The following is a 16171-nucleotide window of genomic DNA, read 5'->3' on the forward strand; positions in this document are numbered from 1 at the left end:
GGAGATGGCAAGCGGAGGACCGGGGGGCCGCCTGATCCTCGTGGCCGAGGACAGCCGCACCGAGGCGGAGGGCCTGCGCGTCCTGCTCGAGCAGGAGGGCTACGAGGTGGTGTGGGCGGCCGACGGGCGTCAGGCGCTGGAACTGGCGCGGAAACGCCGCCCCGACGTGATCATCAGCGACATCGTCATGCCCGAGCTGGACGGCTACGGGCTGTGCCGGTCCGTGAAGGACGACCCCCGGCTCTCCGACGTGCCCGTCATGCTGGTCACCACGCTGTCCGAGCCCTCCGACGTGATCAAGGGCCTCGAGGCCGGCGCCGACCACTTCATCCGCAAGCCGTACCGCGCCCGCTACCTCCTGTCGCGGCTCAACTACCTGATGGCCAACAGGGCGCTCCGCGAGGACCAGCGCATGCAGATGGGCCTCGAGCTGCGCCTGGGGGGCAAGACGCACTTCATAAGCGCTCAGCGCCAGCAGATCCTCGACCTGCTGATCTCGACGTTCGAGCAGGCGGTGGACCTCAACGCCGAGCTGGTGCGCAAGCAGCGCGAGGTGACGCAGGCGAACCTCGTGCTCGCCCGCCTCTACGGCCTGGCCAGGGCCCTGAACCAGGCCGCCTCGACCTCGGAGGTCGTGGAGGTCGCGCGGCGACGGCTGTCCGAGATGCCGGGCGTCGCGGCGGTCGACGTGGCCGTGAGGGGCGGCGAAGGCGACGCGCCGGACGCCGGCGCCGGGGGACCGGCGTCCGCCGCGGGCGTGCCCATCAGGCTGCCGCTGGTGTCGCGCGGGCAGGAGGTCGCGTCGATCTCGCTGACGTGGACGGGCGGGGAGCTCGACCCGGCCACGCGCGCTCGCCTCGCCGCCCTGGCCGACCAGGTGGCGGTGGCTCTCGACCGCGCGACGCTCTACGAGGGGCTCGAGAGGCTGGTGGACGAGCGCACGGCGGCGCTCACGGCCGAGGTCGAGGAGCGCCAGAGGCAGGAGGCCAGGGTCGCCAGGCTGAACCGGTACTACTCCGTCCTCAGCCAGATCAACACGACGATCGTGAGGGTGCGGACCCGGCGCGAGCTCTTCGAGCGCGCGTGCGCCACCGCGGTCGAGAAGGGCGGCTTCGCCTTCGCGTGGATCGGCACGTACGCGGCCGACGGCGGCGCGCTGGTGCCGGAGGCCAGCGCGGGCGGCGACGACCGCTTCCGAAGCCTCATCGACCTGGGCGCGGCGGAGCCGGCGGGCACGGGCTTCGCGCCGGGCACCGAGCGCGAGGTCGAGCCGCTGGTATGGGACGACACCGGCGCGGGTCGCCCCGAGGTGCCGTGGTCCGACGCCGCCCTCGCGCTGGGGTGCCGCTCCGCGGTGGTCCTGCCGCTGCGCTCGGAGTCCCGCCTGGTGGGCGCCTTCACGCTGTTCGCCGCCGAGACCGGCGTGTTCGACGACAGGGAGATGGGCCTGCTGACGGAGATCGCGGCCGACGTCTCCTTCGCGCTCGACTACATCAGGAACGAGGAGAAGATCCGCGAGCTCGCCTACTTCGACAGCGTCTCGGGGCTGCCGAACGCCGCCTACCTCGCGGAGTGGCTCGGGTCGGCCCACGACCCCTCCGAGCCGGGCCACCACCCCCCGCGGACAGCGCCGGCCGGCGTGGTCGTCGTGGGCCTCGACCGCTTCCAGGCCATCAACTACAGCCTCGGCAAGGACGTGGGCGACGAGCTGCTGCGCGCCGTGGGCGAGCGCATGCGCGAGGTGGCTCCCTTCGGGGCGGTCGTCGCCCGGCTGCGGGGGGACAAGTTCGCCCTGGCGGTGCGGGGCGGCGACGCCGACGCCGCCGACGCCTACGCGCGCCGCCTGATCGCCGCGCTGTCGCTCCCGTTCACGGTGGGTCAGCACGAGGACCTGTTCGTGGGCGCGAGCGCCGGGGTCGCCGTCTGCGGCGAGGCCGACGCCGGCGCCGAGGAGCTCGTGCAGCGCGCGGAGATCGCGATGTACCGCGCCAGGCAGGACCGCCCCGGCGGCTACCTGAAGCACTCGGCCGCGATGAGCGCCGAGGCCGAGGAGCGCCTCGAGCTGGAGAACGCCCTGCGCAACGCCGTGGCGGCGCGCGAGCTGACGCTGCACTACCAGCCCGTCGTCGACCTCGCCACGAGGCGCCTCGACGCCGTCGAGGCGCTCGTCAGGTGGGAGCGGCCCGGCGTCGGCCCGGTGTCGCCGGCGAGGTTCATCCCGCTGGCCGAGGAGACGGGCATCATCACGGCCCTGGGGGCGTGGGTGATCGAGGCGGCCAGCGCCCAGGCGAGGGCCTGGAGCGAGGACGGCCGCACCCCGCCCCGCGTGGCCATCAACCTCTCCGCCCGCCAGTTCCACCAGCCGGACCTCTACGAGCAGGTCATGGAGACCATCGCACGCACCGGCGTCGACCCGCGCCTGCTGACGTTCGAGATCACCGAGAGCCACCTCATGCACGACGTGGAGGCGTCGCGCACCGTGATGGCCCGGCTCGTCGAGAAGGGGCTGCGGTTCTCGCTCGACGACTTCGGCACCGGCTACTCGAGCCTCGCCTACATCTCGGGGCTCCCGATCACCAGCCTGAAGATCGACCGCTCCTTCGTGCGGGACCTCGGCGCCGGCACCAAGCAGCGAGCGATCGTGGAGGCGATGATCTCGATGGCCAAGAGCCTCGGCCTCAAGGTCATAGCGGAGGGCGTGGAGACGAGGGAGCAGCTCGAGTTCCTCGAGGCGCTCGGCTGCGACGCCGTGCAGGGCTACTACTTCGCGCGTCCGCTGCCGGCAGCGGACCTCGATCGCTACCGCGAGGGCCGGCTCGGCCCCGCGGCGGTCTGAAGGGCTCGGGACCCGCGGCGGGCACCTCGCGGCCGTGACGCCGCGTGGAGCGGGAACCGGCGGCGCGGGCGTCTCGCACCCGCGGCGCCGTGAGAGGCTCAAGCCCCGACCAGGCGCACCTCGGGGCTCGCGAACGCGACCTCGCCGGACCTGACCGTGAGCAGGCAGGCGAACCGCCGCTCGGCGACCCTCTCGATCCCGCGCGAGTCCCAGACCCTCAGCGGGCGGTCCTCGAGCCGCAGCACGGCGATGTCGGCCGGCGCGCCCACGTCTAGAGCGCCCGAGACCCCGGGAGGCTGCGAGCGCCCCGTGGCTCCCCGCAGCACGCCGGACGGCAGCGCGGTGACCGCGCGCAGGACCCGCTCGAGCGTCTCGCCCGCGGCGAGCGCCTTCGCCATCACGGTGGTCATGTCGAAGGCCGGCCCCAGCACGGACCGCCGGTGCAGGTCGGTGCTGATGACGGCCGGCGGGAGGCCGGAGCGCGCCCACGCCTCGGCGGCCGGGAACGAGAAGCTGCCGCTGCCGTGCCCCACGTCCAGCACGACGCCCCGCTCGACCGCCGCGACGGCCTCGGGGCGCGGGCGCCCGTCCTCGCCGACCACGCAGTTGTCGTAGGGGGTGAAGCAGTGGGTGAGGACGTCGCCGGCGCGCAGGTGGTCGAGCACGGTGGCCAGGTCGGGCGGCGCCTCGCTCACGTGGACCATGACCTTGAGGCCGGTCTCGTCGGCGGCGCGGCGGACGGCGGCCAGCGCCGCGGCGGCGTTGGGGCCGACCGTGTTCGGCGAGGCCCGCAGCTTGAAGCCCACGACGAGGTCGGGGTGCTCGCGCGCCACGCGCACGGCGGCCTCGACGTCGAGGGCCGCTGGCGACAGCAGCTCGCCGGATGGAGCGGCCAGCCCGCCGGCGGCGACGTTCAGGAACGCGAGCGCCCTGACCCGGGCGGCGCGCAGCCGCGGGGCCAGGCCGGCGAACGTGTACGGCCCGGCGCTGCCGGCGTCCACGACGGTCGTGACGCCGCTCCGCAGGCTGACCTCGTCGACGTCGATGCCCCAGTAGGTGGCGCCGGGGTAGGCGTGCACGTGCAGGTCCACCAGGCCGGGCAGCGCCAGCGCGCCCGCCAGGTCGGCGGACCGCGGCGCCAGCGCCGGGTCGATGCGGTCCTCCACGGCGGCGATCACCCCGCCCGCGACGCCCACGTCGGCGCGTCGCCACGCGCCGTCCGGCCCCGGCACGCGGCCCCCGTGCAGGACGAGGTCGTAGGCGCGGGTCGTCACGGGCTCAACCCGCTACCAGGCTCGCCATCCGGTCCAGGTCGGGGAAGGCCGGCAGCGCGAAGGCGCCGGAGAGCTGCCGCGCCGCGCGCAGCAGCTCGAACTCGCCGCCCACGGACCCGACGAGCTGCATGCCGATCGGCAGGCCCTCGTCGCTCAGGCCGACCGGCAGCGACACGCCCGGGTGGCCGGAGATGTTGAAGGGCGAGGTGTAGGCGGCGTTGCCGCCGCGGCGGTGCGTCTCGGGGTTCCGCGCTGTCGAGGTCCGCGTCACCGGGCTGGTGGGCGTGAGGATGACGTCTACGTCCGCGAGCACCGCGTCCACCTCCCGGCGCACCAGCTCGCCGACGCGCAGGGCGTGGAGGTAGTCGGCGGCGGTGAGGCAGGCGCCGGGCAGGTTGTAGAAGGCGGCGCTGGCGCCGTAGCGGCCGCGGTCCTTGGCGGGCCCCTCGTGGTCGAAGTAGTGCTCGGCCGCGATGACGACGAAGTTCGCCCTGACGCCGTCGCGGAGGATGCTCAAGGTGGGCGGCGGCAGGCGTACCACCTCGTGGCCGAGGTCCTCCACGGCGCGCACCGTGGCGTCGAACGCCGCCCGCACCGAGTCCTCCATGCCCACCTCGGCGACGTAGCCCTCGGGCACGGCCACGCGCAGCCCGCGCGGAGAGGAGCGCACGTGCTCGACCCAGGCGGCCGGCTCCAGGCGCAGGCGCTCGGCGGCGCCGTCCTCGTCTGGGTCGATCAGCAGGGCGGCCAGTACCGCCGCCGCGTCCTCGGCGGCGCGGGCGAGCACGCTGACCTCGGAGACGCGCCCCTCCGAGACGCCCGCCGACGGCACCCGTCCGTGGCCCGGCTTGAGCCCGAACAGCAGGTGCTGCCCGGCGGGCAGGCGTGCCGAGCCGCCGCCGTCGGTGCCGAGGGCGAACATCGCCAGGCCGGACGCCAGCGCCGCGCCGCCGCCGCTGCTCGAGCCGACCGAGTACTCCTCGGGCAGCCAGGGGTTCCGCGGCGGCGGGTTGAGGTCGTCCTCGCGCGGCAGGCTCCAGCCGAACTCGTTGAGGTTGTGCTTCCCGACCAGCACGGCGCCGGCGGCGCGGAGGCGGCGCACGGCCTCGGCGTCGCGTCGCGGGCGCCAGTCGCGCGTGAGCGGAGAGTTGTACGTGCAGCGCAGGCCCGCGGCCGGGATGCTGTCCTTGGCGCCGAACGGTACGCCGTGCAGCAGGCTGCGCAGCCCTTGCGTCGCCAGCTCGTCGGTGAGCCTGGCGGACGCGGCCAGGGCGCCCTGCCCGTCCACGGTGACGTAGCTGCGCACGGCACCGTCGTAGCGGGCGATCCGCTCGAGCTGGGCGTGCACGAGGTCGAGCGGGGTGAGGTCGCCCCGGGCCAGCGCGCTCGCGGCGTCGGTGAGGCTGCCGAGGAGGACTTCGTCGGGCACGGGCCGCGGCCGGCCGGGTCCCGGCGGCGGCGCGAGCTCCTCCGCGCGTTCCCGACCTGGGCGGTTCGCGTAGGCGGCCCGCAGGGGCAGGGCCTCTCGCAGCCCCTCGAGGCCGGGCGTCGCGACCTCGCGCAGGCGGTCGGCGAGGTCCCACGTGTCCCTCACGTACTCCACCAACCGCGCCCGCTCGTCGGCGCTCAGGTCCAGCTTGGCTCGCGCGGCGAACGCGGCGACGATCGCGTGCGGGTCGGGAACCTGGTCGGACATCGCTGCCTCCTACCGGACCGTGCTCGGCCACGGTCGCTCTGCCTGCGGGGCCGCCGGCCTCGGACGCTGCGCTTGCGGCGCCGCCGGCTTCGGTCGCTCTGCCTGCGGGGCCCTAACCGGCCGCTCCACTGCGGGGCCGTACTTGACGCCGTAGAAGCTGATATGTAACATTTCAGATATTACAGCACAAGTCAGGCTCGTCAAGCCGAGAGGCCCGGCCAGGGGCCGGTAGCGAACGAGGAGCTCGGCGAGAAGCCAGCGAGGGTCGAAGAGCTGAGAAGCCAGCGAGGGTGGAGGAGCTCGGCGAGAAGCCACGAGGGTCGAGGAGCCCGCGAGAAGCCGGTACGAGAGAAGGAGCCGAGCGAGCGGCCGAGACGAGGAGACGAGCCGTGCCGAGCCGCCGCCGGCGCGGCGGGGCCCAGGAGGCGAGGGCGATGGAGCAGCCCCTCACAGCGATCCGCACCGAGCGCGTCACGGACACCGTCTACCAGGTCCTGCGCGAGCGCATCGTCGAGCAGCAGTTCCCGCCGGGGAGCAAGATCAACGTCGACGAGATCGCCAGGCAGCTCGACGTCAGCCGCACCCCGGTCCACGAGGCGCTGGCCATGCTGGCCACCGACGGCCTCGTGGAGGTGCGCCCGCGCCGCGGCACCTTCGTCACCGAGTTCACCACCACCGACTACGCCGAGACCCTCGACATCAGGCGGGCCCTCGAGGTGCTCGCCTGCGAGACCGCCTGCGCCAACGCGACCGACGCCGACATCGCCGAGCTGCAGGCGCTCGTCGACGGGATGCCGGAGACGGTCAGGAACGCCTCCAGCCCGGCCGAGGCCGCGCGCGTGCACGACGCGAAGAACCTCGAGTTCCACCTCAAGCTCGTCGGGCTCTCGAAGAACCGCCGCCTCATCGCCCTCTACGCCGACCTGCGCGCCCACCTGAAGATCGCCAGGGCGCACGTCGACGCCACGGGGTGGCTGGCGCGCGTGCCCCAGGAGACGCGCGAGCACCGGGAGATCGTGAGGGCCCTGGCCCGGCGCGACGCCGAGGCCCTGAAGGCCGCCCTGGACGCCCACCTCAGGCGCTCCGCCGCCTCGCTGATAGGTGACATCACGCGCGCCGAAGGGAGGGAACCAGCCAGCAAGGAAGCCCCGGTCTCCCCCGACGCAACCCACTAAGGAGGAAGCATGTACAGACCACGCTTCAGTCGCGCAGTGGCGGCCGCGCTCGTCGCCGGCGCCCTCGCCATGGGCTCCGCGACCGCGCAGAACATCACGCTCGACATGCCGTCGTGGCAGGTGACCGAGCCCGGCACCTCGGACTGGTGGAACGCGCTCATCGACGAGTTCGAGGCGCAGCACCCCGGCGTCACGATCGCGTTCACCCACGAGCCGTTCGCCAGCTACAACGACAAGATGGTCACCCGCTTCGCGGCCGGCGACCCGCCCGACATCCTCCACCTGCCCGCCGCGAACTTCATGATCTACGCCCAGGAGGGCTGGCTCACCCCGCTCGACGACCGGCTCGCCGAGTCCGGCAGCCCCGTCCTCGACGAGTGGACCCCGGTCCAGGCCTCCTGCCAGTACGAGGGCCAGACCCTGTGCGTGATCGTCCTCGGCTACGGCTACGTGCTCGGCTGGAACCAGGCCGCGTTCGAGGAGGCTGGCCTCGACGGTCCCCCCACCAACAGCCAGGAGCTGATCGAGTACGCCAGGCGGCTCACCGTCGACAAGGACGGCGACGGCACGATCGACCAGTACGGCATCGCGTTCCCCACCGTCACGCACGCCGGGGTCGAGTCCTACGCCACCGCGTTCCTGTTCGAGGCGGACCCCGACGGCCACTGGGTCGACGCCGACGGCCAGCTCAACCGCGACGCCGCCAAGGCGGCCTGGGCCGTGATGAAGCAGCTCGTCGACGACGGCTCGGTGCCGCTCGGCCTCGACAACAACGGCAAGCGCCAGTACTTCGTCGAGGGACGCGCCGCGATGATGTTCGAGGGCCCGTGGATCCAGGGCAACATCGACAGCGCCGCGCCCGAGGTCCGCGAGGGCCTGCGCGTGGCCCAGCTGCCGCTGAACGGCCAGGTCTACGGCGGGGCCTCCAACGTCCTCGCCATCCCCGCCGGCCTCGACCCCGAGCGCGAGCAGCTCGCCTGGGAGTTCATCGAGCTGTTCACCTCCCAGGAGTGGCAGGAGAGGTACGCGACGATCGCCGGCCAGCCGCCGGCCCGGGCGGGCGTGCTCTCGGACGAGATCCTCGCCGAGAACCCCAACATGCAGCAGTACGTCCAGGCCGCCGACAACGCCCGCGACTACGTCCCGCCGGGCCTGGAGGAGGAGTACACCCGCTTCCGCGACCTCGTCGTCGAGTCGACCCTGGCGGTCGTGGTGCAGGGCCAGGACCCCGACGCCGTGCTCGACGACATGCAGGCCGAGATCGACCGCATGCTCAGGTAGTCGCCGCTCGCCCCCGGGGCGCCGCGCTCAGGCGGGCGCCCCGGGCGGTCCCACCGCGACGCACCCGAGGCGCCGACGGAGACCGCTCGTGACCGCATCCGAGCCCCTCGTGACGCTCGCCCACGACCACGCCGGAGGCCCGACCACGTGACGATGAGCCCCATCAGCCTGGGCGCCGCGCGCCGGCGCCGGCCGACCCGCAGCGCGCTCCGCAGCCGCGTCTACGCGTTCGCGCTGCTGGCGCCGGCGATCCTCGTCGTCCTGCTCGTGATCGTCTACCCGCTCTTCATGGCGGCGCGGATGAGCCTCCACGACATCGAGATCTTCAGGGTGGACCGCGGCATCACGGGCGAGGTGAGCCTCGACAACTTCCGGTCGATGTTCGGCGACAGGGCGTTCTGGCGGTCGCTGCGCGTCACGCTCTACTACGTCTTCTTCGGGGTGGCCGGCTCGTTCGGCGTCGGCCTCTTCACCGCCGTGCTGCTCAACCAGCCGTTCCGCGGTCGCACCCTGGCGCGCGTGCTCATGGTCCTGCCCTGGCCCGTCCCGGGCGTGGTCGCCGCGACCATCTTCATCTGGCTCTTCGACTCGTCGTTCGGCGTCGTCAACTACCTCCTGCTGCGCGGCGGCCTGGTCGACCGGCCCGTGCAGTGGCTCACGCAGCCGGTCCCGGCGCTGGCGGCCGTGACCGCGGCCACGATCTGGAAGGGCTACCCGTTCTTCACGATCTCGCTGCTGGCCGGCATGCAGTCGGTGCCCAAGGAGCTCTACGAGGCCGCGCGCGTCGACGGCGCCAGCCCCCTGCAGCAGTTCCGGTTCATCACCGTGCCCGCGCTGCGGTCGGTCATAGGTATCTCGCTCGTCATCGCCACCCTGTGGCAGTTCAGGGTGTTCGACATCATCTTCGTCATGACCGGCGGCGGGCCCTCGGGGGCCACCGAGACCCTGGCCGTCCAGATCTACCGCGAGGCCTTCCAGTACTTCGAGATGAGCTACGCCGCCGCCGTCGGCATGGTGACGCTGGCGCTCTCCGTGATCAGCACGTTCTTCTACCTGCGCCTGACGTCGAGGTCGTTCTACTGATGCCGCGCCGCCGAGCGACCACCGTACTGATCTACGCGCTGGTCATCGCCACCCTGGTGGTCCTGCTCTTCCCCTTCTACTGGATGTTCATCACGGCCATCAGGCCGGGCAACCAGCTCCTGTCCTACCCGCCGCGGTTCTTCCCCGACGACGGCACGTTCGCCGCCTTCGCCAGGGTGCTGCGCGAGGGCGACATCTTCGTCTGGTTCAAGAACTCCGCCATCGTCACGGTCCTCACGATCCTCGTCGCCGTGCCCGTGTCGTCGCTGGCCGGCTACGCGATGTCGCGCTTCTCCTTCCGCGGCGTCCGCGAGACCGGCTACCTGCTGCTGACCGCGCGCATGCTGCCCGCCAGCCTGCTGATCATCCCCCTCTACGCGATCTTCGGTCAGCTCGGCCTCATCAACAGCTTCGCCGCGCTGATCATCGCCAACACCACGTTCATCGTCCCGTTCGGCGCGTGGATGATGAAGGGCTTCTTCGACAGCATCCCCCGCGACCTCGAGGACGCCGCGATGATCGACGGGACCTCGGCGTTCATGGCCCTGGCCCGCGTCGTCGTGCCCCTCTCGCTGCCCGGCCTGGCGGCCACCACGATCTACTGCGCGATCCTCACCTGGGGCGAGTTCGTGTTCGCCGCGACCCTCATGTCGGGCGAGTCGCGCTGGACGGGCCCCATCGGCATCGCCTCGTTCAACCAGCAGTACCAGGTGCAGTGGGACGAGATAATGGCCGCTTCACTCGTGTTCGTCGTGCCCGTGATCCTGCTCTTCTCGTTCCTCGAGCGGTTCCTGGTGCAGGGCATCGCGGCCGGAGGTGTCAAGCAATGAGTCGCTTACGAGGCATCATCCCCATCCTGCCAACGCCCTTCACCGACGACGGCGCCGTCGACGAGGCCGGGATGCGACGGGTGGTGAGCTACGTCCTCGCGGCCGGCGCGCACGGCGTGGCGTTCCCGGCCATGGCCAGCGAGTTCTACGCCCTCACGGAGGCCGAGCGCCTCCGCCTCACGGAGCTGATCGTCACCGAGGTGGGCGGCGCCGTGCCCGTCGTCGGCACCGCCACCGCGACGAGCCCGCAGGGGGCCGTCGAGCTGGCGCGGGCGGTGGAGAGGGCCGGTGTCGACGCCGTCATGGTGATGCCCCCGTACGTCGTGCGCGACGGTCTGCCCGCCACGATCAGGCTGTTCGAGCGCCTGGCCGCGGCGGTGGACCTGCCACTGATCGTCCAGAACGCCCCGCCGCCCCTCGGCTCCGCCTACGCGCCGGACACGATCAGGGACCTCATCGAGAAGGTGCCCCAGGTCCGCTACGTGAAGGAGGAGACGGCCCCCGGCGGCCAGCGGATCACGCGCCTGCTCACGGACCCGCCGCCCGCCCTCGAGGGCGTGTTCGGCGGCGCCGGCGGACGCTACATCGTCGACGAGCTCAACCGCGGCGCCCTGGGGGCGATGCCCGCCTGCGAGCTCACCGAGGTCCACGTGAGGATCTACGAGCTGCACCGCGCCGGCGACGTGGCCGCCGCCAGGGCGCTCTACAACCGCAGCCTCCCGCTGCTCACGTTCCAGGCCGTGTTCCGCATGGACATGACCAAGGAGGTGCTGAGGCGGCGCGGCGTGCTGCGCTCGAGCCACGTCAGGGTGGGCGCGATCCCGCTCGACGCCGTCGACCACGCCGAGCTGGACGCCCTGCTCGCCGAGGTCGAGGACCTGCTCATCGCCCCGGTGCCGGCCTGAGGCCCGCCGTGGACGCTGCCGCAGCGGCGCGGGTGATGCGGGCGGCCGCCGAGAGGGCGATGGCCTACCCGTACAAGGTGTGGGGCTTCGGCGAGGACGTCTGCCTCCGCGCCCTGCTCGAGGTGGGGAGGGCGACGGGCGACGCGCGCCCCCGCGAGTTCGTCGCCGGCCTGGTGCGTCCGTGGTGCGAGGCCAGGACGGCTCCCGGCTCGCCCGACCCCCTGCCGTACGCCGACCACGTGGCCCCCGGCGTCGTGGTCCTGGAGCTCTACGAGGCCAGCGGCGACGCCGTCTACCTGGAGGCCGCCCTGAGGCTGGGCGAGCTCCACCTGAGCTTCCCGGCGGCGAGCGGCGTGAGGGTCCATCGCCCCGACCTGCCCGGGCTCAGTGACCTGATCTGGGTGGACTGCCTCGCCCTGGACGGGCCGTTCCTCGCGCGCCTCGCGAACGTCACGGGCGACGGCAGGTGGCGCGCCCTGGCCATCGAGACGACGCTCGCCTACGCCCACACCCTGCTCGACGAGGACGAGGGCCTCTTCAGGCACGGCTACGACACGCGGCGCCGGGAGCGGAGCGAGTGCTGCTGGGCGCGGGGCAACGGCTGGGCGATGCACGGCCTGCTCGACACGATCGTCGAGCTGCCCGACGCGCACCCGGGCCGCGGGGTGCTCGGGGCGCTGCTGGAGCGGCAGCTGCGCACGGTCGCGTCCCTCCAGCACCCCTCGGGCCACTGGCACACGGTGCTCGACGACCCCTCCACGCCCCTGGAGTCCTCCGCTGCCGCCTTCTACGCCTCGGCCGCGCTGAAGGCCCGTCGGCACGGTCTGCTGGGCTCGGTGCCCGGCCTGGACGCGATGGTCGAGGCGGCCGTAGGGGCGCTCCTCGCCGTGGTCGACCCGGCCGAGGGAAGGGGCGAGCCGGGGGCGCTGCCCGTCTCCCACGCCACGCCCGTCGGCGGGCGCGACACCTACGCGAACGCCCCCGTCGGCGTCTTCCCCTGGGGCCAGGGGCCGCTGCTGCTCACCCTCCTCGAGGTGACGGCAGCGGCGCGCGGACGACCCGGAGGGGTCGCGGCATGAGCCCCGGCGGCGAGGCGGCGGGAGGCCCGGTGGGGTCGCCGCGTGCGTGCCGGAGGGACGGCCGCATGGAGACCGGAGGAGTCACGTCATGAAGATCGCCAGCATCGAGGCCATGGTCCTGAAGGCGCCCGTGCCGGGGATCGGCACCTGGAGGGCCGCCAGCTTCGCCGTGCCGTTCCGGTTCGCCGAGACGACGCTGGTGCGGGTGACCAGCGACGAGGGCCTCGTCGGTTGGGGCGAGGTGCACGCGCCCGTCGCCCCCGAGGTCTCGAAGGCCGCGATCGACGCGCTGATCGCGCCGCACCTCCTCGGGAAGGACCCTCTCGACCCGGCGGTGCTGTGGGACCAGCAGTACGCGCTGATGCGCCCGCGGGGGCACGCCCTCGGCTTCATGCAGGAGGCGATGAGCGGGGTGGACATCGCCCTCTGGGACCTGGCGGGGAAGGCCCTCGGCGTGCCGGTCTACACCCTGCTCGGCGGCAGGCGCCGCGAGAGCGTGCGCACCTACGCCAGCGTGCTGCAGTGGCTCGAGCCGGGGGACCTCGCCGAGGCGGCCGTCCGCTACCGCGACCTGGGCTTCACCGCCCTGAAGCTGAAGGTGGGGCAGGACCCGCGCGTCGACAGGCTCAAGGCCGAGAGGGCCCGCGCCGCGGTGGGGGACGCGATGGACCTGATGGCCGACGCGAACTGCCGCTACAGCGCGTCCGAGGCCGTGGCGATGGCGCGGGTGCTCGAGGACAACGGCTTCGCGTGGCTCGAGGAGCCCGTGCCGCCCGAGGACGTGGCCGGCTACCGGCTCCTGCGCGAGAAGCTCGACATCGCCGTCGCCGGCGGGGAGTGCGAGTGCACGCACTACCGCTTCGCGCACCTCATCGCCGCGGGTACCTACGACGTGCTGCAGCCCGACGTCTGCCGCGCCGGCGGTCTCACGGCCTGCCACCGCATCGGCGTGCTGGCCGACGCGCACAACCTGCGGGTGGCTCCCCACGTCAGCATCGGCTCGGCCGTACACATCGCGGCGTCCCTGCACTGGGCGGTGAGCGAGGCGAGCGTGTTCATCCACGAGTTCCCCGTGTTCGAGAACCCCCTCGTCGACGACCTGCTGGCCGAGCCGCTCGACTGGCGCGACGGCCGCCTGCACGTCTCCGACCGGCCGGGCCTGGGCGTGGAGGTGCGCGAGGACGTCGTGGCCGCGCACCGGGTGGCGTGATGCGCATCGTCGACGTCGAGGCCATCGCGATCAGCGCGCCCAGCCCCGCCGGGGCGTACTGGGGCAAGGCGTCGTGGGGCGCCGCGGACGCCGCGTCCTCAGTGCCCGACCCCCTGGCTCATTGGAACCAGACGCGCGTGCCGCACCCGGCCCGCATGCGCCCGTCGTACGCCGCCGGCATAGACACCTGCCTCGTGCGCATCGAGTCCGACGACGGCCTCGTGGGCTGGGGCGAGGCGAAGGCGCCCGTGGCCCCGCGCGTGGCCCAGGCGATCGTCCACGACCTGCTGCGCGAGCTGCTCATCGGCGCCGACCCGAGGAACGTCGAGGTCATCTGGGAGACCATGTACGCCTCGATGCGCCTGCGCGGCCACGAGGGCGGGTTCCTCCTCGAGGCCATGAGCGGCGTGGACATCGCCCTGTGGGACATCATCGGCAAGGCCACCGGCGAGCCGGTGCACAGGCTCCTCGGCGGCGCCTACCGCGACAGGGTGCTGGTGTACGCCTCCGGCGTGCCAGCCACCAGGGCAGCGCGCGGCGGCGAGGACCACACGCGCATGCTCGCGGCGGCCCAGCGCGCCGTCGACCGCGGCTTCCGCGGGCTGAAGATGGCCATCGGCCTCGACCCCGAGGCGGACGTCGCCTCGGTGGCGGCGGTGCGCGAGCTGGTGGGCCCGGACGTGCGGGTCTTCGTGGACGCCGCCGGCAACTACGATGTCGGCACCGCGGTGCGGGTGGGCCGCGAGCTGGAGGCGCTGCGGGTGGGCTTCCTCGAGGCGCCGCTGCCGCCGGAGGACGTCGAGGGCTACGCGCAGGTCGCTCACGCGTTGGCCCTGCCGGTGGCGAACGACCTCATCTACAGCCGCTACCAGGTGCTGCGCTTCCTGCGCGCCGGCGCCCTCGACCTCGTCCAGCCCGACGTCTGCCGCGCCGGCGGCATCACCGAGCTCAAGCGCATCGCCGTGCTCACCGACGCCTTCGGGGTCGCGTTCACCCCGCACGTGAGCATCGGCTCGGCCATCCACTTCGTGGCCAGCGCCCACTGCGCCGCCGCCGCGCCCAACCTCCACATGATGGAGTACTGGTTCGGCGAGAACCCGCTCGGCGACGCGATCCTCGTGGAGCCCGCGCTGGGCCTCGTCGACGGGCACCTGCCCGTCCCGCAGGGACCGGGGCTCGGCATCGAGGTCGACGAGGAGAAGGTCAGGTCGCTGGCGGTGGCGCCGTGAGCGCCGCGGCCGAGACGCGGGTGGGCGCGCCGTGAGCCCCGCTCCCATCGCGCCCCGGGGAGCGCCGTGAGCGCCTACGCGGTCGTCGACTCGGGGACCACTACGACGCGCTTGCGCGTGTGGCGGGACGGCCGCGTGGCGTGGAGCGGCAGCCGCCAGGCCGGCGCGCGCGACACGGCGATCGACGGGCACACCGGCAAGGTGGTGGCCGCCCTCCGCTCGCTCCTGGACGAGTGCGGCACCGCGCCGGCGGCCATCGTCTGCTCGGGCATGATCACCTCGAACCTGGGCCTCTACGAGCTGCCGCACCTGCCGGCACCGGCCGGCCTCGACGACCTGGCCGCGGGCATCAGGCAGCGCGCGTTCCCGGAGGTCGGCCCGGTGACGCTCTCGTTCGTGCCGGGCGTGAAGACGCCGCCCTCGGGCGGTCTCGAGGGACTCGTCACGGGCGACGTGCTGCGGGGCGAGGAGGCCGAGGTGGCGGGGCTGCACCCTCGGCTCGCGCTCGGCCGCGACAGCGTCTACCTGCACGTGGGCTCGCACCACAAGGCCATCGACGTCGACGCCGAGGGGCGCATCCTCGCCTCGCGCACCGCCATCACCGGCGAGCTGCTGGCCGCGGTCACGGGCCACACGGTCCTGAGGAGCAGCGTCGTGCCGCTGGAGGACTTGGAGCTCGACCTGGAGGCGGCTCTCGCGGGCGCGTCCGCGGCCCGCGAGCACGGCGTGGGGCGCGCCCTGTTCCTCGTCAGGGTCGGGGAACAGCTCGCGGGCGAGCCCCGGGACCGCATGACCGGCTACCTCCTGGGCGCGCTGGCGTCCCTCGACCTCGACCTGCTCGCTGCGGCCGAGCCGGACACGCCCGTGGTGCTCTACGGCGGCGGGCTCTTCGTGCGCGTGCTGGCGGCGCTGCTGCCGGAGCACGGCCACGCCGACGTGCGCGTGGTCGAGCCTGAGGCGGCCGACGAGGCGGCCGCCAGGGGAGCGGTCAGGCTGTACGAGCGGGCGCGCGAGCTGGGGGTCGCGGCGTGAGCGGCGCCGCGGCGTTCGCCGGCGCCATGCGTCGCCACCGCCTCGTCGCGATCCTGCGGGGCGTAGCGGACGACGAGCTCCCCGGCCTCGCCGACGCCCTCGTCGAGAGCGGCGTGCGCCTCATCGAGGTCTCGCTGTCCGACCCGGCGGCGCTGGGCCAGGTGGGCGCCCTGCGCCGGCGCGCGCCGCCGGACGTCCTCGTGGGCGCCGGGACCGTCACCTCCGCGGAGGCGGCCGCCGCCGCCCGCGACCGGGGGGCGGCGTTCCTCGTCACGCCCCACCTGGCCCTGGACGTCGTGCGCTTCGCCCGCGAGGCCGACCTCGGGGTCCTCTGCGGCGTCATGACCCCGACCGAGGTCGCCCAGGCCCGGGCCGCCGGCGCCACGTTCCTGAAGCTCTTCCCGGCCGGGGTCCTGGGCCCGGCCTACGTGAGGCAGCTCCTCGGCCCCTACCCCGACCTCGAGCTCTTCGCCGTGGGCGGCATCAGCAGCGCCAACGCCGCCGAGTTCATGTCCGCCGGGGCGGCGGGGGTCGGCGTGGG

Annotated in this window: 13 protein-coding genes; 11 read left to right on the forward strand and 2 right to left on the reverse strand. The window is 73.6% G+C overall.

Annotated features, from left to right (window positions below; genetic code table 11):
* The first annotated feature begins 4 nt into the window (after nucleotides 1-4).
* Nucleotides 5-2836, forward strand: coding sequence for an EAL domain-containing protein (locus VF202_09410; GenBank protein HEX7040318.1), 2832 nt, complete (start codon nucleotides 5-7; stop codon nucleotides 2834-2836).
* 98 nt (nucleotides 2837-2934) lie between these two features.
* Here VF202_09410 and VF202_09415 read toward each other — a convergent pair whose 3' ends face one another.
* Together VF202_09415 and VF202_09420 are read right to left on the reverse strand one after the other, a co-directional pair.
* Nucleotides 2935-4110, reverse strand: a complete 1176-nt coding sequence (locus VF202_09415) for an amidohydrolase/deacetylase family metallohydrolase (protein HEX7040319.1) — start codon at nucleotides 4108-4110, stop codon at nucleotides 2935-2937.
* 4 nt (nucleotides 4111-4114) lie between these two features.
* The gene (locus VF202_09420; GenBank protein HEX7040320.1) at nucleotides 4115-5806 is read right to left on the reverse strand and encodes an amidase; all 1692 of its coding nucleotides are present in this window, start codon (nucleotides 5804-5806) and stop codon (nucleotides 4115-4117) included.
* A 434-nt stretch (nucleotides 5807-6240) separates the two neighbouring features.
* Here VF202_09420 and VF202_09425 point away from each other — a divergent pair, with 434 nt between their 5' ends.
* The 10 genes from VF202_09425 to VF202_09470 all read left to right on the forward strand — a co-directional run.
* Nucleotides 6241-6981 (forward strand): GntR family transcriptional regulator, encoded by a 741-nt coding sequence (locus VF202_09425; protein HEX7040321.1) that lies wholly within the window; start codon nucleotides 6241-6243, stop codon nucleotides 6979-6981.
* Between the two features lie 9 nt (nucleotides 6982-6990).
* Complete coding sequence (locus VF202_09430) at nucleotides 6991-8262, forward strand: extracellular solute-binding protein (GenBank protein HEX7040322.1); 1272 nt, start codon at nucleotides 6991-6993, stop codon at nucleotides 8260-8262.
* Between the two features lie 153 nt (nucleotides 8263-8415).
* Nucleotides 8416-9345, forward strand: a complete 930-nt coding sequence (locus VF202_09435; GenBank protein ID HEX7040323.1) for a sugar ABC transporter permease — start codon at nucleotides 8416-8418, stop codon at nucleotides 9343-9345.
* Nucleotides 9345-10175, forward strand: coding sequence for a carbohydrate ABC transporter permease (locus tag VF202_09440; protein ID HEX7040324.1), 831 nt, complete (start codon nucleotides 9345-9347; stop codon nucleotides 10173-10175). Before VF202_09435 ends, VF202_09440 begins: the two co-directional genes overlap by 1 nt.
* Complete coding sequence (locus VF202_09445) at nucleotides 10172-11080, forward strand: dihydrodipicolinate synthase family protein (protein ID HEX7040325.1); 909 nt, start codon at nucleotides 10172-10174, stop codon at nucleotides 11078-11080. The genes VF202_09440 and VF202_09445 overlap by 4 nt, the downstream gene beginning before the upstream one ends.
* A gap of 8 nt (nucleotides 11081-11088) precedes the next feature.
* Entirely contained in the window at nucleotides 11089-12159 is a 1071-nt protein-coding gene (locus tag VF202_09450; protein HEX7040326.1) for a glycoside hydrolase family 88 protein, read from the forward strand.
* An 88-nt stretch (nucleotides 12160-12247) separates the two neighbouring features.
* On the forward strand, nucleotides 12248-13369 hold the full coding sequence (locus tag VF202_09455) for a mandelate racemase/muconate lactonizing enzyme family protein (protein HEX7040327.1): 1122 nt from the start codon (nucleotides 12248-12250) through the stop codon (nucleotides 13367-13369).
* Nucleotides 13369-14598 carry a mandelate racemase/muconate lactonizing enzyme family protein gene (locus VF202_09460; protein ID HEX7040328.1) on the forward strand — a complete coding sequence of 410 codons (1230 nt, stop codon included), beginning with the start codon at nucleotides 13369-13371 and terminating at the stop codon, nucleotides 14596-14598. The genes VF202_09455 and VF202_09460 overlap by 1 nt, the downstream gene beginning before the upstream one ends.
* A 66-nt stretch (nucleotides 14599-14664) precedes the next feature.
* Nucleotides 14665-15630, forward strand: coding sequence for a 2-dehydro-3-deoxygalactonokinase (locus VF202_09465; GenBank protein ID HEX7040329.1), 966 nt, complete (start codon nucleotides 14665-14667; stop codon nucleotides 15628-15630).
* A partial coding sequence (locus VF202_09470; GenBank protein HEX7040330.1) for a bifunctional 4-hydroxy-2-oxoglutarate aldolase/2-dehydro-3-deoxy-phosphogluconate aldolase occupies nucleotides 15627-16171 on the forward strand: 545 nt, incomplete at its 3' end. The genes VF202_09465 and VF202_09470, both read left to right, overlap by 4 nt.

This window comes from Trueperaceae bacterium, from assembly GCA_036381035.1.
Lineage (GTDB): Bacteria > Deinococcota > Deinococci > Deinococcales > Trueperaceae > DASRWD01.

Excerpts from the sequence above, each read along its gene's own strand:
- VF202_09460 (HEX7040328.1), top strand. The coding sequence starts at position 13,369 with ATGCGCATCGTCGACGTCGAGGCCATCGCGATCAGCGCGCCCAGCCCC.
- VF202_09445 (HEX7040325.1), top strand. The coding sequence starts at position 10,172 with ATGAGTCGCTTACGAGGCATCATCCCCATCCTGCCAACGCCCTTCACC.
- VF202_09430 (HEX7040322.1), top strand. The coding sequence starts at position 6,991 with ATGTACAGACCACGCTTCAGTCGCGCAGTGGCGGCCGCGCTCGTCGCC.
- VF202_09440 (HEX7040324.1), top strand. The coding sequence starts at position 9,345 with ATGCCGCGCCGCCGAGCGACCACCGTACTGATCTACGCGCTGGTCATC.
- VF202_09410 (HEX7040318.1), top strand. The coding sequence starts at position 5 with ATGGCAAGCGGAGGACCGGGGGGCCGCCTGATCCTCGTGGCCGAGGAC.
- VF202_09435 (HEX7040323.1), top strand. The coding sequence starts at position 8,416 with ATGAGCCCCATCAGCCTGGGCGCCGCGCGCCGGCGCCGGCCGACCCGC.
- VF202_09420 (HEX7040320.1), bottom strand. The coding sequence starts at position 5,806 with ATGTCCGACCAGGTTCCCGACCCGCACGCGATCGTCGCCGCGTTCGCC.
- VF202_09425 (HEX7040321.1), top strand. The coding sequence starts at position 6,241 with ATGGAGCAGCCCCTCACAGCGATCCGCACCGAGCGCGTCACGGACACC.
- VF202_09455 (HEX7040327.1), top strand. The coding sequence starts at position 12,248 with ATGAAGATCGCCAGCATCGAGGCCATGGTCCTGAAGGCGCCCGTGCCG.